This is a genomic window from Pseudomonas sp. GW821-FHT04C07 (genome assembly GCF_059420325.1).
This window is the reverse complement of the sequence record NZ_JBWKTM010000003.1, coordinates 104,283-129,006: the sequence shown is the minus strand read 5'-3', so window position 1 is coordinate 129,006 and position 24,724 is coordinate 104,283. Positions and strand designations below refer to the sequence as shown.

Sequence of the window (24,724 nt, the reverse complement as noted above, 5' to 3'; positions counted from 1 at the left end):
ATGATCCAGACACGTTACACGTTTAGAGACGCCCCTGGGCGCGCACGATTAACAGCAATTACTTACAGCTCTATCAATGAACGTCCTTCCAGTATTCGCGCTTGAGCAGATAAGCAAATACGAAGAAGAAGGCCAGGTAGAGTAACACGTACGTACCGATGCGCTGATGCTGCAGCTTCACCGGGTTGGCCGAATAGGCCAGGAAGGTCACCAGATTCTTGACCTTCTCGTCGAACTGCTCTTGGTTCAGTGTGCCGGTTTTCGGCAATACCGTCAGCTGATCGCACGCTTCATGAGTCAAAGGCGTACCAGTCAGCGGATCGAATTGCTTCTTGCCGTTTTCGACGATTTGAACTTGTTTGCAGCCTACGACCTGACGGCCTTGCAGCCCCGCCAGAACGTTAGGCATACCGACATTCGGGAATACCTTGTTGTTCACACCCCAAGGGCGTGCCGGATCTTCGTAGAAAGAACGCAGGTAGCCGTAGAGCCAGTCAGTACCACGAACGCGAGCCACCAGGGTCAGGTCGGGCGGAGCCGCACCGAACCAGGCTTTTGCGTCAGCAGGCTGCATGCCAGTGCTCATGTGGTCACCGATCTTGGCGCCAGTGAGCACCAGGTTCTTGAGCATCAGATCATGAGGAATACCCAGATCGTCGGCGACGCGCTCATAGCGCTGGAACTTGGCACTGTGGCACCCCATGCAGTAGTTGGCGAACGTACGCGCGCCATCCTGCATTGCCGCCTTGTCGGAGACGTCGATATCGACCTTTTCCAGCTCAGGACCACCATGCTCGGCCGCGAAGGACAATACAGGCATAGCAGCAAGAATCAGTACAGCAAATAGCTTTTTCATCAGCCAGTCACCCTTTCCGGAACCGGTTTGGTCTTCTCGAGCCTGGTGTAGAACGGCATCAGAATGAAGTAGGCGAAGTACAGGAAGGTACATACCTGCGACAGCAACGTACGTTCCGGAGTTGGCGCCATGACACCCAGCCAGCCAAGAATCACGAAGGCGATGCAGAAGACCCACAACCAGATCCTGCTCAGCCAGCCCTTGTAGCGCATGGACTTGACCGGACTACGATCGAGCCAGGGCAGGACGAACAGCAAGGCAATCGAAGCACCCATGGCGACAACGCCCAGGAGCTTGTCGGGAATCGCACGCAGGATCGCGTAGAACGGCGTGAAGTACCAAACCGGCGCAATGTGTTCCGGGGTCTTGAAGGCGTTAGCCACTTCGAAGTTCGGCTTCTCGAGGAAGTAGCCGCCCATTTCCGGGAAGAAGAACACGATCGAGCAGAAGATGAACAGGAACACCACCACGCCGACGATATCTTTCACGGTGTAGTACGGGTGGAAAGCAATGCCATCCAGCGGTACGCCGTTTTCGTCTTTGTGCTTCTTGATGTCCACGCCGTCAGGGTTGTTCGAACCGACTTCGTGCAGTGCCAGAACGTGCAGCACCACCAGACCGAGAATCACGATCGGCAAGGCGACAACGTGCAGGGCGAAGAAGCGGTTCAGGGTAATACCCGAAATCAGGTAGTCGCCACGAATCCACTGGGTCAGGTCGTTGCCGATGACCGGAATCGCACCGAACAGCGAGATGATCACCTGAGCACCCCAGTACGACATCTGGCCCCAAGGCAGCAGGTAGCCCATGAAGGCTTCAGCCATCAGTGCCAGGTAGATCAGCATGCCAAATACCCACACCAGCTCACGCGGCTTCTGATACGAACCGTAGAGCAAGCCACGGAACATGTGCAGATAGACCACGATAAAGAACGCCGAAGCGCCGGTGGAGTGCAGCAGACGCAGGATCGAGCCATACTCGACGTCGCGCATGATGTATTCGACGGAAGCAAATGCTTCTTCTGCCGATGGGTTGTAGCTCATGGTCAGCCAGACACCGGTAACGATCTGGTTAACCAGAACCAGCAGTGCCAGGGAGCCAAAGAAATAGAAGAAGTTGAAGTTCTTTGGGGCGTAGTACTTGCTGAGGTGGTCTTCCCACATTTTGGTTGCGGGAAAGCGTGCATCAATCCAATCCATGAATTTGCTCATCACGCCTTCTCCGTATCGACACCAATGACAACGACGCTGTCCGACTCATAGGAATGCGGTGGTACTGGCAGATTCAGCGGCGCAGGTTGCGACTTGTAGACGCGGCCGGCCAGATCGTAGTGAGAACCGTGGCAAGGGCAGAAATAGCCACCCACCCAATCCTTACCCAGATCCGCTGGCGCCACTTCCGGACGGAAGGTCGGTGAACAGCCCAGGTGTGTGCAGATACCGATCAGCAGCAGAACTTCTGGCTTGATCGACCGCGTTTGCGGGTCGACATAGGTCGGTTGCGTAGAGTTCTTGGAGGTCGGGTCAACCAGCTGCCCCTCGATCTTTTTAAGATTCCCAAGGATTTCCTCGGTACGGCGGACGATGAATACCGGCTGACCGCGCCACTCAGCAATCATCTGTTGGCCTGGATCGATCTTGCTGATATTCACTTTCACCGGTGCACCTGCGGCTTTCGCCTTGGCACTGGGAAACCACGACCCCACGAACGGGACCGCAGCCCCCACCGCTCCTGCAGCACCCACAACGGATGTGGCTGCTACAAGGAAGCGACGCCGGCCTGCATTCACGCCGTCATTGCTCATTCAGTCCTCTCCCATCAGCTTTGTGGCCTGTTAAATCAGGCATCTACTAAGTAAAAATCTGAACTTATAAAAATTTTGCAGAATGGTAAAGAAAAGCCCCTATTCTGACAAGGTAATTACCATCCTGCCCCAGCGGCAAGCCTTGTAGTATAGGGGGTCTACGGATGTGGCAAGTTGTCACACTAAAAAACATCGCCCATAAAAAACGCCCAGCTCCGTGAGGAAACTGGGCGCTTTTGAACGCAAAAGCGAATTAACGCTTCGAGTACTGCGGACGCTTACGCGCTTTACGCAGACCAACTTTCTTACGTTCAACTTCACGTGCATCGCGAGTAACGAAACCGGCTTTGCGCAGAGCACCACGCAGAGTTTCGTCGTACTGCATCAGAGCGCGAGTGATACCGTGGCGGATTGCGCCAGCCTGACCACTCACACCACCACCGATCACGGTGACGTAGATGTCGAATTTCTCGACAGTCTCAGTCAATTCCAGCGGCTGACGAACTACCATGCGGGCAGTTTCGCGACCGAAGAAATTATCCAGGGAACGGTTGTTGATGGAGATGTTACCAGTGCCCGGACGCAGGAAAACGCGTGCGGTTGCGGTCTTGCGACGGCCAGTGCCGTAATTTTGAGTCGCCGACATAATGAACTATTCCGTTAAATCTTCAGTTCTTGGGGCTGCTGAGCAGTATGAGGGTGTACAGCGCCCGCATAGACTTTCAGCTTACGGTACATGTCGCGACCCAGCGGGTTCTTCGGCAGCATGCCTTTGACCGCGGTCTCGATCACGCGCTCAGGGGCCTTGGCGATCAGCTTTTCAAAGTTGATCGACTTGATGCCGCCCGGGAAACCGGAGTGGGAGTAGTACATTTTGTCAGTGGTTTTAGCACCGGTAACACGGATCTGCTCGGCGTTGATAACGACGATATAGTCGCCAGTGTCAACGTGAGGAGTGTACTCAGGCTTGTGCTTGCCACGCAGACGGCTCGCGATTTCGGTGGCCAGACGACCCAGGGTCTGACCAGCAGCGTCGACGACAAACCAGTCGCGCTTTACTGTTTCCGGTTTAGCAGTAAAAGTTTTCATTCTTTATAGCCTCAGGGGCCGCCCTGTAAATTAGACGGCGGATCTTACTGAATAGTGCGTACTTTGACAAGTCAAAGGCAGCCGGATACAGACGCTTTCGGGGGCTCGGGTCGGCGCGTCCGTTCAACGGCAAGATTCTTCGGCGGCGGCGCATCACTTCCACTGCAGAAAGAGGTGCGTAATTATGCAGATTGCGAAAAGATTTTCAACCTGCTTTTATGATTGTTTTGCCCAAGGAGCACCCGATGGATTATCGCAAGCTAGGCCGAACTGATCTGAATGTGAGCGCCATCTGTCTCGGGACCATGACCTGGGGCGAGCAAAACAGCGAGTCTGAGGCCTTTGCCCAGATCGAACGGGCCAAGAGTGCCGGGATCAATTTCATCGACACCGCCGAGATGTACCCGGTGCCGCCAAAAGCCGAAACCTATGCCAGCACCGAGCGTTATATCGGCAACTGGTTCAAGACTCGCGGCGATCGTGCCGACTGGGTGCTCGCCAGCAAGATCGCCGGCCCCGGCAACGGAATCGACTACATTCGCGGCGGCCAGCTCAAGCACAACCGCAAGCACATCGTTGAAGCGCTGGATGCCAGCCTCAAGCGCTTGCAGACCGACTGGATCGACCTTTATCAATTGCACTGGCCCGAGCGCAGCACCAACTTCTTCGGTCAACTGGGCTACAAGCACAAGGCCAATGAAGACTTCACCCCACTGGAGGAAATCCTTGAAGCGCTGGACGAGCAGGTCAAGGCTGGCAAGATCCGCCATATTGGCCTGTCCAACGAAACCCCGTGGGGCGCAATGAAATTCCTTGCGCTGGCCGAAAGCCGCGGCTGGCCGCGAGCGGTGTCGATCCAGAACCCGTACAACCTGCTCAACCGCAGCTTTGAAGTGGGCCTGGCGGAAATCGCCATCCGCGAACAGTGCGGGCTGTTGGCTTATTCGCCGCTGGCATTCGGCTTCCTCTCTGGCAAGTATGAAGGCGGGGCACGCCCGGCCAAAGGTCGCTTGAGCCTTTACAGCCGCTTCAGCCGCTACTTCAATCCACAGTCGGAAGCCGCTTGCAGCCGTTATGTCGCCCTGGCTCGCGAACACGGCCTGGATCCGGCGCAAATGGCCCTGGCGTATGTGACCCAGCAGCCGTTCGTGACCAGCAACATCATTGGCGCCACCACCCTTGAGCAACTGGACAGCAACATCGCCAGTGTCGATTTGAAGCTGTCGGATGAAGTCCTGGCAGGGATTGAGGCGATTCACAAGGATCACCCTAACCCGGCGCCATAATTTTCAGCACTGATCGTTCCCACGCTCCGCGTGGGAACGATCGTTATAAAGACCGCGCAATAATCTCTTTCATGATCTCGTTGGTCCCCGCATAGATCCGCTGCACGCGCGCATCCGCCCAGGCGCGAGCGATAGGGTATTCCCACATGAAGCCGTAACCGCCATGCAACTGCACGCATTCGTCGAGCACTTTGCATTGCAGGTCAGTGCCCCAGTACTTGGCCATCGCCGCCGTCGGCACGTCCAGCTTGCCTTGCAGGTGCAGCTCCAGGCAGCGGTCGACGAAGACCCGGCCGATCTGTATTTCAGTGGCCATCTCAGCCAGCTTGAAGCGGGTGTTCTGAAAATCGGCGATCGCCTTGCCGAATGCCTTGCGCTCGCGAGTGTATTCCAGGGTCCACTGCAACGCCGCCTCGGCCGACGCCAGACCGCCTATGGCAACCGTCAGGCGCTCCTGGGGCAACTCCTGCATCAGATAGGCGAAGCCCATCCCGGCCTGCCCCAACAGGTTCTCCTTGGGTACGCGCACGTCCTGGAAGAACAGCTCCGAGGTATCCTGGGCCTTCATGCCGACCTTTTCCAGACGCTTGCCCTTGACGAAGCCCGGGGTCTGCGCCTCCACCAGGAATAGACTGGTACCTTTGGCTCCGGCCTTGGGGTCGGTCTTGGCCACGACAATCACCAGATCGGCAAGAAACCCATTGGTGATGAACGTTTTCGAGCCATTGATCACGTACTCGTCACCGTCCAGCACCGCGGTAGTCTTCACCCCTTGCAGGTCGGAACCGGCGCCTGGCTCGGTCATGGCAATGGCCGTGACCATTTCGCCGGAAACCAGTTTTGGCAGGTATTTGTGCTTCAAGGCTTCACTGCCGTAATGCAGGATGTACGGAGCAACGATGTCCGAATGCAGCGAAAAGCCGATGCCGGTCAACCCCAGACGACCAACCTCTTCGATCACCACTGCGCTATAGAGGAAGTCAGCTCCCAGCCCACCGTATTCTTCCGGCAGATGCGAGCAGAGCATCCCCGCCTCCCCCGCCTTGTTCCACAGTTTGCGATCGATGTACCCCTGCTTTTCCCACTGCGCATGGAACGGAACAGCCTCTTTTTCGAGAAAGGTACGTACGCTGTCGCGAAAGAGTTCGTGCTCGGAACTGAACAAGGTTCTGGGGATCATGCACACACCTGTAATTATTGTTAGCCGGGATTGACTCACAGAGCCTATGCCGCCTATCCATCACAGGACACTGGACACATCCGACAAAAAATAAGACGATCCAGCCGTTTGGTGACCACTTTCCCCTATAAGAATAATTGAATTATGTCTATCCAACTCTCCACGCCCCTGCGGCGTGTCAGCATCCTGGCTATTGATCGGGTTTTTGCATCAACCCTCATGCAAGCCAAGGATTTCTTCCATCTGGCCAGCCTGCGTTATGGCAAACAACTCGGCCACGGCCTGACCCCGGCATTCGAAACCCGTCTGGTCAGCCCCGATGGACAATCGGTGTGTAGCTTCAGCGATGTGATTTTGCCGGTGGACGGCGGCCTGGAAAATACCGACGTGATCATCCTCCCGGCCTTCTGGGACGACTTCGAAACGCTCTGCCAGCGTTATCCACAAGTGATGCCATGGCTGCGCGAACAACACGCACGCGGTGCCGTGCTCTGCGGCGAAGCCACTGGAGTGTTCTGGCTTGCCGAAGCCGGCTTGCTCGACGGCAAGGAAGCGACCACCTACTGGCGCTTCTTCAATGCCTTCAGCGAACGCTTCCCAAAGGTCCAGCTCAATCAGGACAAGCACCTGACCGACGCCGACAACCTGTACTGCGCTGGCGGCACCACGTCGGCCTGCGACCTTTATATCTACCTGATCGAGCGCTTCTGCGGCGCCAACGTCGCCCAGGCCGTGGCCCGGGACATTCTCTACGAAGTGCAACGCAGCTACGCCCCCGGCCGAATCGGTTTCGGCGGGCAGAAACTGCACCAGGACGTGATCATCCTGCAGATCCAGCACTGGCTCGAAGAACACTTCGCCGACAAGTTCCGCTTCGAGGACGTCGCCCGCGAACACGGGATGAGCATCCGCAACTTCATGCGCCGTTTCCAGACCGCCACCGGCGACAAGCCGCTGCACTACCTGCAACGCCTGCGCATCGAAACCGCCAAGGGCCTGCTCTCGGCCAGCCGCAAAAGCATCAAGACCATCAGCTATGAAGTCGGCTATGACGATGCCAGCTTCTTCGCTCGATTGTTCCGCCAGCACACCGAGCTGTCGCCGAATCAGTATCGGCAGCAGTTTCAGCAGGCGGCATAGCACCCGCCAACAAGCTGATCGTTCCCACGCTCTGTGTGGGAACGATCAGTTGGAGCGACGCACAGCACAAAAAAGGGCCTGCAATGCAGGCCCTTTTTTATTTTCGGAAACGTCCTACGGCTTGTGCGCCCGCGACAGAAATTCGTGGGACTGCATTTCCAGCAAACGGCTGAGGGTGCGCTGGAACTCGAAGTTCAAGCGACCACCGGTGTAGAGGTCTTTGAGCTCGACTTCAGCGGAGATGATCAGCTTGACGTTACGGTCGTAGAACTCGTCGACCATGTTGATGAAGCGTCGGGCGATGTCGTCGGTGGTGACGGTCATCTGCTCGACGCCACTGAGCAGCACGGCGTGGAAGATCTTGCCCAGCTCGATGTAGTCGTTCTGGCTGCGAGGGCCGTCGCAGAGTTCGCGGAAGTCGAACCAGGCCACGTCATCGCAGGTACGCAAGGCACGGATTTCGCGGTTTTCAATCATCAGCACATCGTTTTCGACGGCCTGAGTGCACTCCGGAGTCAGGGCACGGAAGCTCTTGCGCAGGCTTTCGTTGGCCGCTTTGTCCAGCGGGTAGTGGAACAGCTCGGCCTGTTCGAGATGACGCAGGCGATAATCGACGCCGCTGTCGACGTTGACGATATCGGTGTTCTGCTTGATCAGGGCGATAGCCGGCAAGAAGCGCGCACGTTGCAGACCATCTTTGTACAGACCGTCCGGGACGATGTTCGAGGTGGCAACAAGCGTTACACCATTCTTGAACAGCTCTTCCATCAACGTGCCAAGAATCATGGCGTCGGTGATGTCGGAAACGAAGAACTCATCGAAACAGATCACCCGTGCTTCGTCGGAGAAGCGCTTGGCGATGATGGTCAGCGGGTTTTTCTCGCCGCTGAGGGTCTTCATCTCTTCGTGCACGCGCTTCATGAAGCGGTGGAAGTGAGTGCGGACCTTTTCCTTGAACGGCAGGGCTTCGAAGAAGGTATCGACCAGATAGGTCTTGCCGCGGCCGACGCCACCCCAGAAATACAGCCCCTTGACCGGCGCCTGATCTTTTTTGCCAAACAGTTTACCGAACAGGCCCGGCTTGCTATGCGAAGCCGCGACCAGATCGTCGTACAGGCGTTGCAAATGACGTACCGCAGTTTCCTGGGCGGCATCATGGAAAAATTCCGGGCGTTTCAGATCAGCTTGATATCGTTCTAGGGGGTTCATAATTCGTTAGCAAGGCAACAAAAACGGGCCGTCACTGTAGCGACGGCCCTTGAGAATGGCAATCAACCCTTAGTCGGGCAGACCTCCGATTAGTCCTGCGCAGGTGTCAGAGCAACCCGCAAGGCGTCGATGGCAGCATCGCGAGCAGCGCTGTCAGCGAAGGTCGGGCTGTCTGCCACGCACTCGCCTTCCAGCCAGACACTGAAGCTCAGGTTGTCGCTACGCAGGTCCAGTGCCTGACCGGCTTGCAGTTGCTTGGTCACTGCGCCTGCTGCCTTACCGTCGGCAAAGTTGCGCGACAGCAGCAGTTGCTCACCATCAGCCGCCAGCAGACGGAAGCGGAAACTGCCGTCGTCTTCACGAAAACTGACGAAGCGCGCGGCTTTCGCAGCTTTCTTCTTGGTGGTCGTGGTGACTTGCACCTGATTGACGAAAGAACGCAGGCCAACCGCTTCACGCAGTTCATTGAGGAATGGCATTGCAATGGCGCGCGCCTTCCTGGCACCGGCCTGGAGGATGTCTTCCAGATCCGCCGGACGCTCGATCAACTGGTAATAGCGCTCGCGGGATTCGCCCAGCTCGTTGTCGAGCAGTTGGAACAGACGATTTTTTGCTTCACCCCAACCCAGCCCCTGCAGCAGTTCGCTGCGAAATTCGTCGGACTGCGCCGGCGTGGCGAAGGCCTGGAACAAGGTGAACAGGTGCGAGTTGTCCGGGTCTTTGGCTTCGCCGGGGGCGCGGGAATCGGTGACGATCCGCGAAATGGCGTCCTTCATTTCCTTGACGCTGCTGAACAACGGTATGGTGTTGTCGTAGCTTTTGGACATCTTCCGTCCGTCGAGACCTGGCAGCGTGGCCACGCTCTCTTCGATCAGTGCCTCGGGCATGGTGAAAAATTCTTTGCCCTGGCCGAACAGGTGGTTGAAGCGCTGGCCGATGTCGCGAGCCATTTCTACGTGCTGGATCTGATCGCGACCGACCGGCACCTTGTGCGCGTTGAACATCAGAATGTCCGCCGCCATCAGCACCGGGTAGCTGTACAAGCCCATGGTGATACCGGCATCCGGGTCTTCACCGGTTTCGACGTTTTTGTCCACCGAGGCCTTGTAGGCGTGGGCGCGGTTGAGCAGGCCCTTGGCCGCGACGCAGGTCAGCAGCCAGGTCAGCTCAGGGATTTCCGGGATATCGGACTGGCGATAGAACGTTACCCGATCCACATCCAGACCACCGGCCAGCCAGGTCGCGGCGATTTCCAGACGCGAGCGCTGGATGCGCAGCGGGTCATCGCATTTGATCAGGGCGTGGTAGTCGGCCAGGAAGTAGAACGAATCGGCATTGCTGTCGCGGCTGGCAACGATCGCCGGACGGATGGCCCCGGCATAGTTGCCCAGGTGCGGCGTGCCGGTGGTGGTGATGCCGGTGAGGATACGCGTACGAGTAGTCATGGGTAATCGCTTGTCAGACTGCAATCAATTCGAAAGGCGCGGCAGTATCAGATCTTTGAGGTCCGTCAGCTTGCCGTGAAAAAAGTGTCCGCATTCTGCCACTTTCAGCAGCTCATGGGGACGATCAAGGGCATCGGACCAGTCGTAGACCAGTTGCGGATCGATCACTTCGTCGGTTTCTGGCTGAATCAGGGTCAGCGGACAGTTTTGCGGCAACTGATCCTGATCGCCCAGACGCATGACCGCAGGTGCGACCATGAACAAGTGAGCCAGTGTTTCACCCTTGGCTTCCAGGCGACCACCAAGGCTGGCCGCGACGAAACCGCCGAAGGAAAAACCGAACAGGGTGATGGGCAGCTCAGGATGCCGGGCCCGAAACCATTGTGCCGCCGCCAGTGCATCATCGACTTCACCGCAGCCCATGTCATGGCTGCCAGCGCTGGCGCCAACGCCACGATAGTTGAAGCGCAGGGTGATCAAGCCAGCGTCACGCGCGGTGCGCTGCAGGGTCGAAACAACTTTATTGAGCATGGTGCCACCCTGCACCGGATTCGGGTGACAGATCAGTGCCAGGCCACGGGCGTCGGGCTGATCCAGGTGCAAGGCTTCCAATTGACCAACCGGGCCATCGATAAATACAGGGGTTTCGCGCATAAGCAAGGAAGGAACTCCGTGACCTCGAATTGGGTCGACTCGTCTAGCTAAAAGTCTGTGCCTGGCATGATTGCGATCTCGTCGCGGTATACAGCGCAGGTCCGAGCCGTTAACGTAAAGCAAAGCCGTTTATAGAGGAAGGACTCGTGGAACACTCGCTCTTAGTTTGGTTGTTGCCGACTCTTGCCCTGGTTGCCGGTGTCGTCATTGGATTCCTGGTCGCTCGCCTGCTGCCCAATGCCGCGCCTAACCGCACGCAGCGTCAGCTGGATGATATTCAGGAACGTTTTGACAGTTATCAAAATGAAGTGGTCACCCACTTCAACAGCACCGCAGCTTTGGTACAGAAGCTCACTCAGAGCTATCAGGACGTACAAGAGCATCTCGCCGAGGGCGCCAACCGTCTGGCCCTGGACGAACTGACTCGCCAACGCTTGCTGGCCGCTCTGCACGCCGATTCGGTACAAGCGCCACGGGAACGTCTGACACCACCGCGCAGCCAGGAAGCGCCGAAAGATTACGCGCCAAAATCGCCGAACGCTCCCGGCATGCTCGATGAGCATTACGGCCTGAAGAAATAATCAGGGTTCAAGCGTAAAAAAAAGCCCGCCCGATCTATTGAAGATCGGGCGGGCTTTTTTGTACCTGAGCGTCAGGGCTTATTGCTGATATTGCTGGCCTTGCTGCTGACCTTGCTGCTGATACTGCTGACCAGGAATCGGTTTGAGGTTGACCTCTACCCGACGGTTCTGGGCACGGCCGTTGACGTCGGCGTTGCTGGCGATCGGGCCATCCGGACCGGCACCGCGAGCCGACAGGTTGGCACCGCTGACACCCTGGGACGTCAGGTAGGTCGCTACGCTTTGAGCGCGACGCTGCGACAAGTCCATGTTGTGCTGACGGCCGCCGGTGCTGTCGGTATAACCCACGATTTCGATCTGATTCTGGTTGAACTCCTTGAGGGAGCCGGCCAGGTTGTTCAGCGGCTGATAAAAGCTCGGGGCGATGTTCGCCGAATCGGTGCCGAAGGTGATGTTGCCCGGCATGATCAGCTTGATCTGATCACCCTGACGCTGCACTTCAACCCCGGTGTTGGCCATGCTGGCACGCAGTTTCTTTTCCTGCTGATCTGCGTAGTAACCATAGCCGGCGGCGGATGCACCCACCACCGCGGCGCCAATCAGCGCACCCTTGCCACGGTTGTTGTGGTCAATGGCAGCACCGGCCAGCGCACCGGCCAAGGCTCCCAAACCACCGTATTTGGCAGTTTTGCTCATGCCCGTGGAGCCTGTGGAGCTGTCGGCCTGACCCTGGTTGTCATACGGGTTCTGGTTCGCACAGCCAGACAACAAGGCCACGGCAGTAGCGACAATAATCAAACGACGCGAGGTGAACATGGAAAGCTCCTACTTTTTTGCATTCTGTGGTGCAACGGACGTTGGCAATAGACCCGTGCTGGCGTTGGAACACGACCGACGGTAAAAATTCCGTAAGCCTGTCCACGCCAGAAAATCAGGCTCGCACAAAAGGGTTTTCCCGCATTTCATCACCCAGACGGGTATCGGGACCATGCCCGGCAATCACCGTCGCCTCCTCGTCCAGGGTATACAGACGCTGCTTGATCGAGCGCACGATGGTCGCCTGATCGCCGCCCCACAAGTCCGTACGCCCCACTCCGCGACGAAACAGCGTGTCACCGGCAATCAGCAGCTTAGCCTCAGAAAACCAAAAGCTCATGGAACCTGGCGTATGACCGGGCGTGTGCAGCGCAACGCCGCAGCCACAGGCCAGCTCTTCGTCATCCGCCAACCAGCGATCCGGCGACGGGACTGGAGTGTAAGGCACGCCGAACATGCTGCACTGCATCTCCAGGTTGTCCCAGAGGAACTGATCTTCTTTATGCAGATGCAAGGTGGCGCCGGTTTTTTCCTTCAATTGACCGGAGGCGAGGAAATGATCGAGATGGGCGTGGGTATGGATAATGCTCACCACCTTCAGGCCCAACGCATCGAGCCGTGCCAGGATCAACTCATGATTGCCACCCGGATCGACGACGATAGCCTTTTTCGTGATCGGGTCGCCGATGATCGTGCAGTTGCACTGCAACGGGCCGACGGGGAAGGTTTCGCGGATGAGAGCGGGTTTGGCAGCGTCCATGGGCGTTCCTGGAAAGATTGATGGCCTATTCTGGCACAGCACGCAGGGCTCGCCGCCATGGGTAAAACACGAGGCGACTGCCGGAACTCATCCTGAATCCACAGCCGCTCTCCTTCAGAACGCCAGTTGCGGCGTCTCCTGGCCTTCCAGTGTCAGCAGAAACTGCTTGGCGCCCAGACCGCCGGCAAACCCGGTGAGGCTGCCCGAGGCGCCGATCACTCGATGGCAAGGGGCGACAATCGAGATGGGATTTTTACCGTTGGCCGCACCGACGGCTCGGACCGCCTTTGGGTTGCCGATTTGCACGGCGATTTGACTGTAACTGCGGGTTTCACCGAACGGGATGGTCAGCAACGCTTGCCAGACCTTTTGCTGGAAGTCAGTGCCGGCAAAGTCTAGCTCCAGCTCAAAGCGGTTGCGGTTGCCCGCGAAGTACTCGTTGAGTTGGCGCTCGGCCTCCAGCAAAACCGGGCTGTGGATATCTTCTTGCAGGGTGGTGAAGCGAACCCGGTCGGGTTTGTCGTTCTCCCAGAGGATGGCGCAGAGTTTGTTGCCCTTGGCCACCAGGGTGAGTGTGCCGACGGGGGAGTTCATCAGTTTGAATACGTACGACATGGGTGACTCCTTGATCCGACAGGCACTTCAGACGTCGCTGGACGGTGAAGGCGATCGTTCATCTTTGTCAGAGGACGTATTCACAATAATTTGTGGTTCAACCGCAAGAACTACGTTTCTTGCGGTTGAATTTGATGATTGTTCCCATGCTGCCGCGTGGGTATGCAGCTGTGACGCTTTGCGTCACGGGACGCGGAGCGTCCCCAAAGGCATTCCCACGCAGAGCGTGGGAACGATCAATGCGTGTACTTGGCGGGCAGCCGATCAGTGCGCTTCCTCCAGCTCATCATGCAGCAAGCCGAATATCTCGCGTTTCATTTCGATGAACGAGCGCTCCATGACCATGTCCAGGGTGCGCGGGCGGTCGATGGGTACGTCGAGGATTTTTTTGATTCGCCCGGGCTTTGCGCCCATGACGTACACCCGGTCGCCCAGGAGGATGGCTTCGTCGATGTCGTGGGTGACGAACAGCACGGTCTTTTTGCTGTTGCCCCACACCCGCAGCAACAGTTGCTGCATTTGCAAGCGGGTCTGGCTGTCGAGGGCACCGAAGGGTTCGTCCATCAACAGGATTTGCGGGTCGTTGGCCAGGGCGCGGGCGATGGCTACGCGCTGCATCATGCCGCCGGAGAGTTGCTTGGCATAGTTGTCGGCGAAGCTCGTCAGGCCGACTTCGTTCACGTAGTAGTCGACGATTTCCTTGCGCTGGGCAGCGGGCATGCCGCGACGTTTGAGGCCGAATTCGACGTTTTGCCGCACCGTCAGCCACGGGAACAAGGTGTAGCTCTGGAATACCATGCCGCGATCGGCGCCGGGGCCTTCGACTTGCTGACCACCCACGTAGATCTCCCCCTCCGTGGGTTCGGCCAGGCCGGCCGTCAGGTACAGCAGGCTGGATTTGCCGCAGCCCGACGGCCCCACCAGCACCGCGAATTGCTGGTCCGGCACTTCAAACGAGACCTTTTCCAGCGCGGTGAAGATGCCGCCGTCGGGCTTCTGGTAGCGCAGGCTGACCTTGTCCACTTGCAACCGTGGCGCGGCCTGTACCGGGGTGGCAGCGGGGGTGACGAAGCGATGATTGGCAGCGGTTACTGAGCCCATGCGGCGATCCTCAAGCGAAGGAAGCGGAACAGTTGATCGGTGATCAGGCCCAACAGACCGATGATCGCGATCGCCAGGAAGATCACATCCACCTGAAAGCCGCGCATGGCTTTCAGACTCAGGTAACCCAGGCCACTGGAGGCCGCCACCAGTTCGGCGACGACCAGATAGGTCCAGGCCCAGCCCATGGTGACCCGCAGGGTATCGAGCACACCCGGCAGCGAGGCCGGAGCGATGACATGCAACACTGCATCGCGACGGCTCGAGCCGAGGGTGTAGGAGGCATTGATCAGGTCCTTCGATATGCCTTTTGACACATCAGCAATCATCACCAGCTGCTGGAAGAACACCCCGAATATGATCACCGAGACCCGCTGCTCCAGGCCGATGCCGATCCACAGGATGAACAGCGGCACAAAGGAGGTCACCGGCAGGTAGCGAATGAAGTTGACCATGGGTTCGAGGAACGCTTGGACGATACGGAAGCTGCCCATCAGCAAACCCAAGGGCACTGCCACCAGCGACGAGACGATGAAGCCAACCATCACCACTTCCAGGCTGGCCCACACATGCACCCCCAGTGTGCCGTCGCGCCCCAGACGCAGCGCGGCGTCCAGCACCGCCCCCGGGGTCGGCAGAAACATGCCCGGCACCACGCCGCCGTAAGACAGTCCCGCCCATAACCCGATCAACAACACCCAGGCCATGGCGCTGGCACTCAATATCATTTGCGCCGGCAGACCGGTCTTGGGCGTGACGCAGCGGCTCAACCATGAATTTCGCTTGAACATGCTGACCTCCTAGAGCGGGGTGACGAAGCGGTTGTCCACGAGGTCGTCATTACTGACGTTGTAGGGTTTGCCCTGAAGTTCGCTGGCAGTTTCGTTGGCCAGTTTGATCAGCGCCGCGCTGTCGCCCGGTTTGCCCAGCGAGCCGAGAAGCTTCTCGCTCATAGTCTGATCGTAGAAGCGCACACCCTTGGCGGCGGCAGCCAGTTCTTTGGGATCAGACAGGTAACCGCCGACACCCTTGGCCATGATTTTGTAGGCCTCTTCGGGATGTTCCTGGGTGTACTGCACAGCTTTGTATAAACCGGCGACCAACGCTTTGACGTCTTGCGGTTGCTTTTCAATGACCGCGCAGTTGAGCGCTACCACATCGACAATGACGCCGGGAGTGGAACTGCTGTCGATCAGCACCTTGCCTTGTTGCTTGTCACGGACCATCGACAGATGGGGTTCCCAGGTCACGGCAGCCGGTACTCGGCCAGCGATGAACGCGGTGGCAGCGTCATCTGCAGTCATGTTCTGAACGATCAGGTCGCTCATTTTCATGCCGTTCTTTTTCAGCAGGTACGACAGCCAGAACTGCGACACCGAGCCTTCGTTCACGGCGATGGCCTTGCCTTTGAGCTCCTGCAAATTCTTGACGTCCTTGCCGACCAGCACACCGTCGCCACCATGGCTTTCATCCAGCGCCGCCACCGCTTTGAAGCAGAACTGCGGACGGTACTTGAGTACTTCGTCGATGGTCGAGGCCGAGCCGGACAGCTGACCCGAAGCTTGAGCGGCCATGTACATCGAAGCCTCTTCAACGACTGGCAGTTCGACCGTCAGGCCATTCTCCTTGAAGTAGCCCAGATCCTGAGCGAGGTAGAGGGTGCCATAGCCGACCCAGGTGGTATGGCCGATGGACAGGGTGCCGGCCTGGGCGCTGGTGGCGACGCAGGTGGCGATGGCGGTGATCGCCAGGGGATGGGCGAAACGGATTAGCAAGGACTTGATCATGAAGCACTCCCACAGCTATTGATTTAGTTTTGTCTTGCGGGGCAGTACGGCCAGCGGCCTTGAACAGGTGCAACGTGCGGTCTCTGTCTGGACCTTGAAGTGGTCAGCGTTCGGCTGACTGGCGTGGTCGATGTTGGCCCAAGCCCGGGGATAGGAAAACGAGGAAATATGTCGCCGGGAACGATGAAAAACCTCGGTAGCGCGCACGGCAAAAGGGCGCCGTGGGCGGGGGCGCCCGGGGTGGGTGCGGTTTGGGGAAAAGAAGATCGTTCCCACGCTCTGCGTGGGAATGCCGCCATGGACGCTCTGCGTCTGCTTTGAGATGTGACGCAGAGCGTCACGGGATGCATTCCCACGCGGAGCGTGGGAACGATCAATCATAAGGTCCGCAGGACCTTCGGCAATATCAGAGACGGCCAAACTCCTGCGCCGTGCGATCCACTGCTTTCAGTGTCTTGCCGACCAGTTCATCGATCTCTTCGCGGCTGGCGATCAGCGCCGGTGCCATGATCATCCGGCCCAGGGTCGAACGGATGATCACACCTTCTTCAAAACCCAGAGTCCGGCAGCGCCAGGCGATGTCGCTCTCGTTGGCAAAGCGCTTGCGAGTGGTTTTGTCTTCGGCGAACTGCAAGGCGGCGACCATGCCGACACCTTGAATGTCACCCACCAACGGGTGCTTGCCGAACACCTCGCGCAAGCACTGCTGCAGGTACGGGCCGATGTCATCTTTCACCCGTGTGACCACCCCCTCGTCGCGCAACGCCTTGAGGTTGGCGATGGCCACCGCCGCTGCCACCGGGTGACCGGAATAAGTCAGGCCGTGGGCGAACACCCCGCCCTGCTCCACCAGCACTTCGGCCATGCGCCTGGACAACACCAGCCCGCCCATGGGGATGTAACCCGAGGTCAGGCCCTTGGCGATGGCCAGCGTGTCCGGCTCAAAACCGAAGTGCTTGTGGGCGAACCATTCGCCGGTGCGACCGAAGCCGCCAATCACTTCATCGGCGCACAGCAGCACGTCGTATTTGCGGCAGATCCGCTGAATTTCCGGCCAGTAGCTTTCCGGCGGGAAGATCATGCCTCCCGCACCCTGGAAGGGTTCTGCGACAAACGCTGCGACCTTGTCCGCACCGAGTTCGAGAATCTTATCCTCCAGTTGCCGCGCCGCCCGCAAACCGAATTCAGCCGGCGTCAGGTTGCCTTCATGGGCGAACCAATAGGGTTCGTCGATGTGCGCGATATCCGGAATCATCCCGCCCATTTCATGCATGAACTTCATGCCGCCCAGTGCCGTGGCCGCTAGCGTCGAGCCGTGGTAACCGTTCCAGCGGCCGATCATGATTTTCTTCTCGGGTTTGCCGAGGATGGTCCAGTAGCGGCGCACCGTGCGGATCAGTACTTCGTTGGCTTCGGAGCCTGAGTTGGTGTAGATCGCGTGGCTGTAGTGACCCGGCAGCAGACTGAACAGCAGTTCCGACAGTTCGATCACCTGCGGGTGGGTGGTGTGGAAAAACATGTTGTAGTACGGCAACTGCTCCAGTTGCTGGCTCGCCGCAGCGGCCAGATCCTTGCGCCCGTAACCGAGGTTGGTGCACCAAAGACCCGACATGCCGTCCAGGTAGCGCTGGCCATCGTTGTCCCACAAATGCAGGCGCTCGCCACGAACCATCACCCTCGGCCCTTCGTCGTTGAGCGCTTTCTGATCAACAAATGCATGGATGTGGTGCGCGGCATCGGCGGCCTGGTAGTCGCGGGTTTCACGTAGGGTGGTCATCGCCAGTTCTCCGTTTTTATTGTCAGCGCAGTTGAAACCAGGTGGTCTTCAACTGGGTGTATTTATCGAATGAGTGCAGCGACAGGTCGCGGCCGAAGCCGGACTGCTTGCCGCCACCGAACGGCACCGTCACGTCCAGCGCATCGACGCTATTGACCGAAACCGTGCCGGCACGCAATTGCCGCGCCACGCGGTGGGCGCGATTGAGATCATCGGTCCACAGCGACGCGGCCAGACCGTAGACGCTGTCGTTAGCCAGTTGCAGGGCACGTGCTTCATCATCGAAGGCCGTGACTGCCAGCACCGGACCGAATACTTCATCGCGAAACAGCGGCATGTCCGGGCTCACGCCGGTAAAGATCGTCGGCTGGATAAAGTTATGGGACCCATTGAAGGTCAGTTGCTGACCACCGCAAACGCGTTGCGCGCCTTGCCGTTCGGCGGCCTGGATAAACGTCATGATCCTCCCGGTCTGACGGCTGTCGACAATGGCCCCGGCGGTGCTTGAAGGATCCAGTGGATCGCCCGGCTGCCAGCGTTCAACCTGAGCCTTGAGGCGCTGGACAAACTCATCATGAATCGAGCGCTCCACCAGCAACCGCGAGTTGGCCGAACAGACTTCGCCCTGATTGAAGAAGATCCCGAACGCGGCTTTCTGCGCCGCCAGCTCCAGGTCCTGGCAATCGGCGAACACCAGGTTGGCACTCTTGCCGCCGCATTCGAGCCAGACTTGCTTGAGGTTCGATTGCGCCGAGTACTGCATGAAATACTTGCCGACTTCGGTGGAGCCGGTGAACACCAGGCAATCGATGTCCGGATGCAGACCCAGCGCCTTGCCCGCCTGTTCGCCAAGACCCGGCAGCACGTTCAGCACACCTTCCGGCAAACCGGCTTCCAGCGCCAGTTCACCCAGACGCAATGCAGAGAATGGTGATTGCTCGGCGGGTTTGAGAATCACCGAGTTGCCCGCGGCCAGGGCCGGCGCGAGTTTCCAGGCAGCCATGTCCAGCGGGAAATTCCACGGCACCACCGCCGCGACCACACCCAGGGCTTCACGGGTGATGGTCGCCAACACGTTCTGCGCACTTGGCGCGACCTGGTCATAGAGCTTGTCGAGGCTTTCGGCGTACCAGCGAAACACGCCGGCGGCACCCGGCACGTCGATGTTGTAGGCGTCCATCACCGGTTTGCCCATGTTTAGCGAGTCGAGCAGCGCCAGTTCTTCGCGGTGGGTCATGATCAAGTCCGCCAGGCGCAGCAGCACCTGCTTGCGCTCACTGGGAGAGCGCGCCGACCAACTGCCGGACTCGAACGCCTGACGCGCGCTGAGCACCGCCGCATCAACGTCTTCGCTGCCACAAGCGGCGACCCGGGCCAGGCACTCGCCGGTGGCCGGGTTGATCGCGGCAAAGGTTTGCCCGGACTGCGCAGACACGCTTTTGCCGCCAATCAGTGCCTGATCACGAAAGCGCAGCGTGGCTGCCTGGCGTTGCCAATATTCAAGCTCGAACACGTTCAGACTCCCCTGATGCTGACTATTGGAGTGGATAGTGGCGCAGGCCTTGGTCGAGGAAAAATAGTAAATATGTGTTCGCAGGCCATGAAAAAACTGGGCAGCTAAATACCCCAAGCGCACGCCTTGTGGTTATTGTTCTGGTACAAGAAAAGCGCTCGCCAAGCGGACGTGGCGGTGCGCAATTTGCTTAGGCTCTAAGCAACAGAAGTCGAGCCAGAAGATGTCTGGCTTCGAATTCACCCACCCCGCAACGGGGGCATAGAACGAGGTTCGCTGTGGCTGCCTACAATCTGCGTCAACTGAAGTACTTCATCACCACCGTCGAATGCGGCAGCGTCGCCGAGGCTTCGCGCAAGCTGTACATCGCACAGCCATCGATCTCCACGGCGATCAAGGGACTGGAAGACAGCTTTGGCGTGCAACTGCTGATCCGCCATCATGCCCAGGGGGTTTCACTGACGCCCAGCGGCGCACGCTTTTATCGCAAGGCTCAGGAGCTGTTGCGCATGGCCAAGGAGTTCGAACAGAACGCCCTGGCCGACAACGATGTAGTGGCCGGGCAGATCGATATCGGTTGCTTCGAAACCGTGGCGCCGCTGTATTTGCCGCAGTTGATCGCAGGCTTTTCCGCGCTCTATCCGGGAGTGGAGATCCGTATCCGCGACGGCGAACAACAGGAGCTGGTGCAAGGTCTGACGTCCGGCACCTTTGACCTGGCGATCCTCTATGAACACGACCTGGACGGCACCATCCAGACCGAACCGCTGATGCCTGCGCAGCGACCTTATGCATTGCTGCCGGCCGACCATCGCTTTGCCCGGCAAGCGCAGGTTTCCCTGCGTGACTTGTGCCTGGAACCGATGATTCTGCTGGACGTGCAGCCGAGCAGGACCTACTTCGTCAGTCTGTTTGAAGAGTTTGATTTGACACCCAGAATTGCCTTCAGCTCACCGTCGATCGAGATGGTTCGGGGGATGGTGGGCCAGGGTTTCGGCTTTTCGATTCTGGTGACCCGGCCGCATTCGGAGTGCACCTATGACGGGCAGAAAGTGGTGTGCGTGGATATCGTCGAAGACGTCACCGGTTCAGGTCTGGTAGCAGCCTGGCTCAAGCGCGGGCAACTGACCAAACCGGCGCAGCTGTTTGCTGATTATTGTCGGGAGCAGCTCACAGCGAAGGCCGAAAGATCTTTGTGATCTCTAGGCCCTCATCGCGAGCAATCGAGCGTCGACCGGCTGCTCCTACAGGGTTGATGATCGTTCCCACGCTCTGCTGCCGCTCCTGGATGTGACGCAGAGCGTCACGGGCTGCATTCCCACGCGGAGCGTGGGAACGATCAGTACGCGGAGCGTGGGAACGAGACTCAGGTGGGTTGACGCAACCACTGCACCAACCGCTCCAGCATCTGCTCACAGCCCTGCATCTGCTCGACGCTCACGAATTCATCCGGCTTGTGACCTTGGTCCATGCTGCCCGGCCCGCACACCACGGTGGGAATCCCGGCCTGACTGAACAGCCCACCTTCAGTGCCAAAGGCCACGGTGCCGAATTCGCTGGAGCCACTGAGCCGGGCGATGAGTTCTGCCGCGAAACCTTTGGGGTCGGTCGCCAGTCCCGGATAACCGCTCAAAGGCTGAAAGCGAATTGCCGTTTCAGGCCGTACGACCCGCATCTTCGGCAGCAATTCCTGCTCGGCATAGGCTTGCAACGCGTCCGCGACCTGCTGCGGATTGAAGCTGGGCAAGGCCCGCACTTCAAAGTCGAACTCACACTGCGCCGGCACGATGTTCAGCGCCGTCCCGCCGCGAATCACCCCGGTCTGCACGGTTGAATAGGGCGGATCGAATCGCAGATCAAGGCCTTCACTCTCCGCCAGCGCGTCGCCGATCTGCCCCAGCTTGCCGATAAGCCGTGCCGCATATTCGATGGCATTGACCCCTTGCGGTGCATAGGCCGAATGGCAGGCCGCGCCTTGCACGCAGCAGCGCATTGCCAGTTTGCCTTTGTGCCCGAGTACCGGGCGCAGCTCGGTGGGTTCGCCAATGATGCAGGCCAGCGGCTTGGGGTCGCGTTGCGCAAGCTCGGCCAGCAATGAGCGCACGCCGAGACAGCCGACTTCTTCATCGTAGGAAAACGCCAGATGCACCGGTACCTGCAACGCTGCAGCGACAAAATCCGGAACCGCCGCCAGCACGCAAGCCAGATAGCCTTTCATGTCTGCCGTGCCGCGACCGTACAGGCGCCCTTCCCGCTCGCTCAAGGTAAAGGGTTCGACGGTCCACGGCTGACCGTCCACGGGCACCACATCGGTATGCCCGGACAGCACGATGCCACGTCGATCCGTGGGGCCGATGCTGGCGTAGAGGTTGGCCTTGGTTCGTTCGGCATTGAAGAACATTTCGCTGACCACGCCAAAATCCGCGAGGTAGTCGCGGATAAATTCGATCAGGGCCAGGTTGGACTCACGGCTGACGGTATTGAAGCCGATCAGCCGCTCCAGCAACGCACGACTTCTAAAGGCACTCATTCATCACCCGGCACACCGTAGCTGGGCGCGACCGTCGGGTTCAGCGCGCGGATGACGTAGTCGTCCATTTGCGGGCGATAAGCCTGCCAGAGTTGATCAAGCTGACCGATCGGGTTTTGTTCAGCCCAGTCCACCCGCAGATCGACAATAGGCCAAAGCAGATCACTGACCACCGACAACGCCGCCGAATGCACCGGTCCAGCCTCACCGCCAGCCGCCATGGCCGCATGCATGGCCGCGAGCAAACGATCGGCCAATAACTCGCCGGCGGTGACTTCGAATGCGTCAACCATCGCCTGAATCACCCCTGGGTTCGCCAGCAGGTTACCGGCGGCCACGCATTGTTCACCCGCGACGGCGTTGTTCACGCCCAGCGCCTGGCTGCCGGTAAACAGCGCCGTGGCGCCGTGATGATCGATCACCGCGACCTGGCGGTATTGGCTGAAGCCGTGGCGGGTCAAGGCTTTGTCCAGCGCCGCGCTGGCGCTTTCCCCGGCGTCGAGCAGGTCGAGAATTTCCGGGCCGAGGGCCGGCAAGGTGATGTTCTGGGTCGCTACCGCGCCGACGCCCGCGCGCAACCAGGGGCAACGCGCACCAACGGCGATGCTCGACGAGCTGATGGCAATTCCCAGTTGCCCGGTTTCAGCGCAACGACCGACGATGGAAAAAGTCATCTGCTCGCCTCCTGGTCCGGGATCACTGCAATCACGTCGATTTCCATCAGCCATTCAGGCTGGCCAAGGCCGGCAACCACCAGCCCGGTGGAGATCGGAAACACGCCCTTGAGCCACTTACCGATTTCCCGATAGACCGGCTCGCGAAAGCGCGGGTCGGTGATGTAGGTGGTGGTCTTGACGATATGACTCAGGTCGCTGCCAGCTTCTTCCAGCAACTGTTTGAGGTTCTTCATCGCTTGTTCGGCCTGGGCCCGTGGATCACCCAGACCGACTAGCCTGCCCTCGAAATCGGTGCCGACCTGGCCCCGCACATACACCGTATTGCCGGCGACGACGGCTTGGCAGAGGTCGTTGTCCAGGGTCTGGTTGGGGTAGGTTTCTTTGGTGTTGAACATGCGAATACGGGTATGGGTTGGCTTGGACATCTGACGCTCCTGGGGGAAGAAAGGCAAAATATGGCCCGGCGGTTCAACCGCCGGGGCGGATCTTGAGCATCAAGCGCTTACGGTTGTTTTATTGACGGCCGGGGCGGTAGGGGCGGTTTCGCAGTCTTCTGCCTGACGTTGCGCGGCATCCCGGTAGGCGAGGTACTTACTCTGCGTGGCGATATGGTCAGCCACATACTTGGCGTCGTGCCAAACGCCCCAGATGAACGAGGAGCCACGACGCGACTGCCACGGCAGGCCCAGGAAATACACGCCAGGCTCGCTCGAAACGCCCCGCTGATGCTGCGGCTTACCGTTGGCGTCGAAGGCGTCGACCTTCAGCCAGCTGTAATCAACGGCAAAACCGGTTGCCCAGATGATCGATGTCACGCCGGCCTCGGCCAGGTCGAGCTCAAGAATGGGCGTGGTCACACACTCCGGATCCGCGAAGGTATGGCGGGCTTCAGGTTCTTCCGGCAGGTCCAGACCATTGCGCTCAATGTAGGCGTCAGCCGCATTGAGCAGCGCCAGGTAGTTCTCATCGCCGCGAGCCAGGTTGTCGGCAAGATTCGCCTGGAAGGTCGCCACGGCGCCATTGAACGCTTGCGTCAGGCCAACCAGCGTCATCCCGCGATGGGCGAGACCGCGGAAGTCCACCGTACGGCCGCCATGGGCACCGCTGACGGCAATGGTGACGTGTTCCCTGCCCGGCTTCATGGCCGCCGCATCCCATTCACCGAGAACGCCCAGCCACCAGCAGAAGTCACGGTTGCGATAGGCGCGGGGCGGGCGATCGTGTGCGCCAACCGAGAGGTAAACCTTCTTGCCGGCACGCTGCAACTCATCGGCAATCTGCACTCCCGACGACCCGGCACCCACAACCAATACAGCCCCTTCGGGAAGCTGCGCTGGATTGCGGTATTCGGCCGAATGGATCTGTGTGAATTGCTCATCTTTCGGAGCGATCGGCGGGATAACCGGACGCTGGAAAGGTCCGGTGGCGGCCACCACGCGGTTGGCCTCGATCACGCCCTCGGAGGTTTCAATGGTGAAGCCCGGCCGGCCAACATTGCGTTCTACCTTCTTCACTTCCACGCCGGTGCGGATGGGTGCATTGAACTTCCTGGCATAGGCTTCGAAATAATCCGCAACCCGCTCTTTCGGGGCAAAGCCGTCGGGACTGAGATCGTCGAACTCAAGACCCGGAAAACGATCGTGCCAGGCCGGACCGTTGGCAACCAGCGAATCCCAGCGTCCGGTGCGCCAGCGTTCGGCGATACGATTGCGCTCCAGCACGAGGTGGGACACGCCGAGTTTGCTCAGGTGTTCACTCATGGCCACCCCAGCCTGACCGGCGCCAACAACAAGCGTATCTATTTCTATTTTATCAATGGTCATCTCTACACCCTTCTAACAAGCAGTTGGATTCAGGTCGGACATGGCTTGTCATCTCTTGGCGCAAGACTAGGGATCACCCCT

At 58.9% G+C, this 24,724-nt stretch carries 25 protein-coding genes; 4 read left to right on the top strand and 21 right to left on the bottom strand.

The genetic code is table 11. The features are described 5' to 3' along the window. Window positions 1-73: 73 nt before the first annotated feature. From AC07UI_RS07305 to rplM, 5 genes are all read right to left on the bottom strand, one after another. Window positions 74-856 carry a cytochrome c1 gene (locus tag AC07UI_RS07305; RefSeq protein ID WP_494991853.1) on the bottom strand — a complete coding sequence of 261 codons (783 nt, stop codon included), beginning with the start codon at window positions 854-856 and terminating at the stop codon, window positions 74-76. Next, window positions 856-2,067, bottom strand: coding sequence for a cytochrome b (locus AC07UI_RS07300; RefSeq protein WP_494991852.1), 1,212 nt, complete (start codon window positions 2,065-2,067; stop codon window positions 856-858). The genes AC07UI_RS07305 and AC07UI_RS07300 overlap by 1 nt, the downstream gene beginning before the upstream one ends. Then, window positions 2,067-2,660, bottom strand: coding sequence for a ubiquinol-cytochrome c reductase iron-sulfur subunit (petA, locus tag AC07UI_RS07295; protein ID WP_494991851.1), 594 nt, complete (start codon window positions 2,658-2,660; stop codon window positions 2,067-2,069). Before petA ends, AC07UI_RS07300 begins: the two co-directional genes overlap by 1 nt. A 253-nt stretch (window positions 2,661-2,913) precedes the next feature. Continuing rightward, window positions 2,914-3,306: a 30S ribosomal protein S9 gene (gene rpsI / locus AC07UI_RS07290; RefSeq protein WP_002555064.1), complete on the bottom strand. Its 393-nt coding sequence runs from the start codon at window positions 3,304-3,306 to the stop codon at window positions 2,914-2,916. 14 nt (window positions 3,307-3,320) lie between these two features. Next, window positions 3,321-3,749: a 50S ribosomal protein L13 gene (gene rplM / locus AC07UI_RS07285; protein ID WP_494991850.1), complete on the bottom strand. Its 429-nt coding sequence runs from the start codon at window positions 3,747-3,749 to the stop codon at window positions 3,321-3,323. A gap of 245 nt (window positions 3,750-3,994) precedes the next feature. Between rplM and AC07UI_RS07280 the strand changes: the two genes are divergently transcribed. Continuing rightward, complete coding sequence (locus AC07UI_RS07280) at window positions 3,995-5,035, top strand: NADP(H)-dependent aldo-keto reductase (RefSeq protein ID WP_494991849.1); 1,041 nt, start codon at window positions 3,995-3,997, stop codon at window positions 5,033-5,035. 43 nt (window positions 5,036-5,078) lie between these two features. Here the strand turns inward: AC07UI_RS07280 and AC07UI_RS07275 are convergent, their stop codons facing one another. Beyond that, window positions 5,079-6,215, bottom strand: coding sequence for an acyl-CoA dehydrogenase family protein (locus AC07UI_RS07275; RefSeq protein WP_494991848.1), 1,137 nt, complete (start codon window positions 6,213-6,215; stop codon window positions 5,079-5,081). A gap of 243 nt (window positions 6,216-6,458) precedes the next feature. Here AC07UI_RS07275 and AC07UI_RS07270 point away from each other — a divergent pair, with 243 nt between their 5' ends. Next, window positions 6,459-7,355 carry a GlxA family transcriptional regulator gene (locus AC07UI_RS07270; RefSeq protein WP_494992138.1) on the top strand — a complete coding sequence of 299 codons (897 nt, stop codon included), beginning with the start codon at window positions 6,459-6,461 and terminating at the stop codon, window positions 7,353-7,355. 114 nt (window positions 7,356-7,469) lie between these two features. On the opposite strand, the gene zapE is transcribed toward AC07UI_RS07270, so the two are convergent. From zapE to AC07UI_RS07255, 3 genes are all read right to left on the bottom strand, one after another. Further along, entirely contained in the window at window positions 7,470-8,564 is a 1,095-nt protein-coding gene (zapE, locus tag AC07UI_RS07265) for a cell division protein ZapE (RefSeq protein WP_494991847.1), read from the bottom strand. An 89-nt stretch (window positions 8,565-8,653) separates the two neighbouring features. Next, complete coding sequence (locus AC07UI_RS07260; protein WP_494991846.1) at window positions 8,654-10,009, bottom strand: tryptophan--tRNA ligase; 1,356 nt, start codon at window positions 10,007-10,009, stop codon at window positions 8,654-8,656. A 24-nt stretch (window positions 10,010-10,033) separates the two neighbouring features. Continuing rightward, window positions 10,034-10,663, bottom strand: coding sequence for an alpha/beta hydrolase (locus tag AC07UI_RS07255; protein WP_494991845.1), 630 nt, complete (start codon window positions 10,661-10,663; stop codon window positions 10,034-10,036). A gap of 146 nt (window positions 10,664-10,809) precedes the next feature. On the opposite strand from AC07UI_RS07255, the gene AC07UI_RS07250 reads away from it, so the two are divergent. Beyond that, entirely contained in the window at window positions 10,810-11,244 is a 435-nt protein-coding gene (locus AC07UI_RS07250) for a Z-ring associated ZapG family protein (protein WP_494991844.1), read from the top strand. Between the two features lie 78 nt (window positions 11,245-11,322). Here the strand turns inward: AC07UI_RS07250 and AC07UI_RS07245 are convergent, their stop codons facing one another. The 8 genes from AC07UI_RS07245 to AC07UI_RS07210 form a co-directional block, all read right to left on the bottom strand. Next, complete coding sequence (locus tag AC07UI_RS07245; protein ID WP_494991843.1) at window positions 11,323-12,060, bottom strand: YiaD family glycine zipper/OmpA-like lipoprotein; 738 nt, start codon at window positions 12,058-12,060, stop codon at window positions 11,323-11,325. Between the two features lie 115 nt (window positions 12,061-12,175). Next, window positions 12,176-12,820, bottom strand: coding sequence for an MBL fold metallo-hydrolase (locus AC07UI_RS07240; RefSeq protein ID WP_494991842.1), 645 nt, complete (start codon window positions 12,818-12,820; stop codon window positions 12,176-12,178). Window positions 12,821-12,934: 114 nt separating this feature from the next. Further along, entirely contained in the window at window positions 12,935-13,435 is a 501-nt protein-coding gene (locus AC07UI_RS07235) for a methylated-DNA--[protein]-cysteine S-methyltransferase (protein WP_494991841.1), read from the bottom strand. Between the two features lie 264 nt (window positions 13,436-13,699). Then, the gene (locus AC07UI_RS07230) at window positions 13,700-14,536 is read right to left on the bottom strand and encodes an ABC transporter ATP-binding protein (RefSeq protein ID WP_494991840.1); all 837 of its coding nucleotides are present in this window, start codon (window positions 14,534-14,536) and stop codon (window positions 13,700-13,702) included. Beyond that, complete coding sequence (locus AC07UI_RS07225; RefSeq protein ID WP_494991839.1) at window positions 14,524-15,327, bottom strand: ABC transporter permease; 804 nt, start codon at window positions 15,325-15,327, stop codon at window positions 14,524-14,526. The genes AC07UI_RS07230 and AC07UI_RS07225 overlap by 13 nt, the downstream gene beginning before the upstream one ends. A 9-nt stretch (window positions 15,328-15,336) precedes the next feature. After that, entirely contained in the window at window positions 15,337-16,323 is a 987-nt protein-coding gene (locus AC07UI_RS07220) for an ABC transporter substrate-binding protein (protein ID WP_494991838.1), read from the bottom strand. 406 nt (window positions 16,324-16,729) lie between these two features. Continuing rightward, complete coding sequence (locus AC07UI_RS07215) at window positions 16,730-18,100, bottom strand: aspartate aminotransferase family protein (RefSeq protein WP_494991837.1); 1,371 nt, start codon at window positions 18,098-18,100, stop codon at window positions 16,730-16,732. Window positions 18,101-18,122: 22 nt separating this feature from the next. Then, window positions 18,123-19,613, bottom strand: coding sequence for an aldehyde dehydrogenase (locus tag AC07UI_RS07210; protein WP_494991836.1), 1,491 nt, complete (start codon window positions 19,611-19,613; stop codon window positions 18,123-18,125). 278 nt (window positions 19,614-19,891) lie between these two features. Here AC07UI_RS07210 and AC07UI_RS07205 point away from each other — a divergent pair, with 278 nt between their 5' ends. Beyond that, a complete protein-coding gene (locus tag AC07UI_RS07205) occupies window positions 19,892-20,812 on the top strand; it encodes a LysR substrate-binding domain-containing protein (RefSeq protein ID WP_494991835.1) in 921 nt (306 codons plus the stop codon). 167 nt (window positions 20,813-20,979) lie between these two features. Here AC07UI_RS07205 and argE read toward each other — a convergent pair whose 3' ends face one another. From argE to AC07UI_RS07185, 4 genes are all read right to left on the bottom strand, one after another. Beyond that, window positions 20,980-22,143 carry an acetylornithine deacetylase gene (argE, locus tag AC07UI_RS07200; RefSeq protein ID WP_494991834.1) on the bottom strand — a complete coding sequence of 388 codons (1,164 nt, stop codon included), beginning with the start codon at window positions 22,141-22,143 and terminating at the stop codon, window positions 20,980-20,982. Next, on the bottom strand, window positions 22,140-22,817 hold the full coding sequence (locus tag AC07UI_RS07195; protein WP_494991833.1) for a DUF1028 domain-containing protein: 678 nt from the start codon (window positions 22,815-22,817) through the stop codon (window positions 22,140-22,142). The genes argE and AC07UI_RS07195 overlap by 4 nt, the downstream gene beginning before the upstream one ends. Continuing rightward, on the bottom strand, window positions 22,814-23,245 hold the full coding sequence (locus AC07UI_RS07190) for a RidA family protein (RefSeq protein WP_494991832.1): 432 nt from the start codon (window positions 23,243-23,245) through the stop codon (window positions 22,814-22,816). The genes AC07UI_RS07195 and AC07UI_RS07190 overlap by 4 nt, the downstream gene beginning before the upstream one ends. 69 nt (window positions 23,246-23,314) lie before the next feature. Next, on the bottom strand, window positions 23,315-24,643 hold the full coding sequence (locus AC07UI_RS07185) for a flavin-containing monooxygenase (RefSeq protein WP_494991831.1): 1,329 nt from the start codon (window positions 24,641-24,643) through the stop codon (window positions 23,315-23,317). Between the last annotated feature and the right edge of the window lie 81 nt (window positions 24,644-24,724).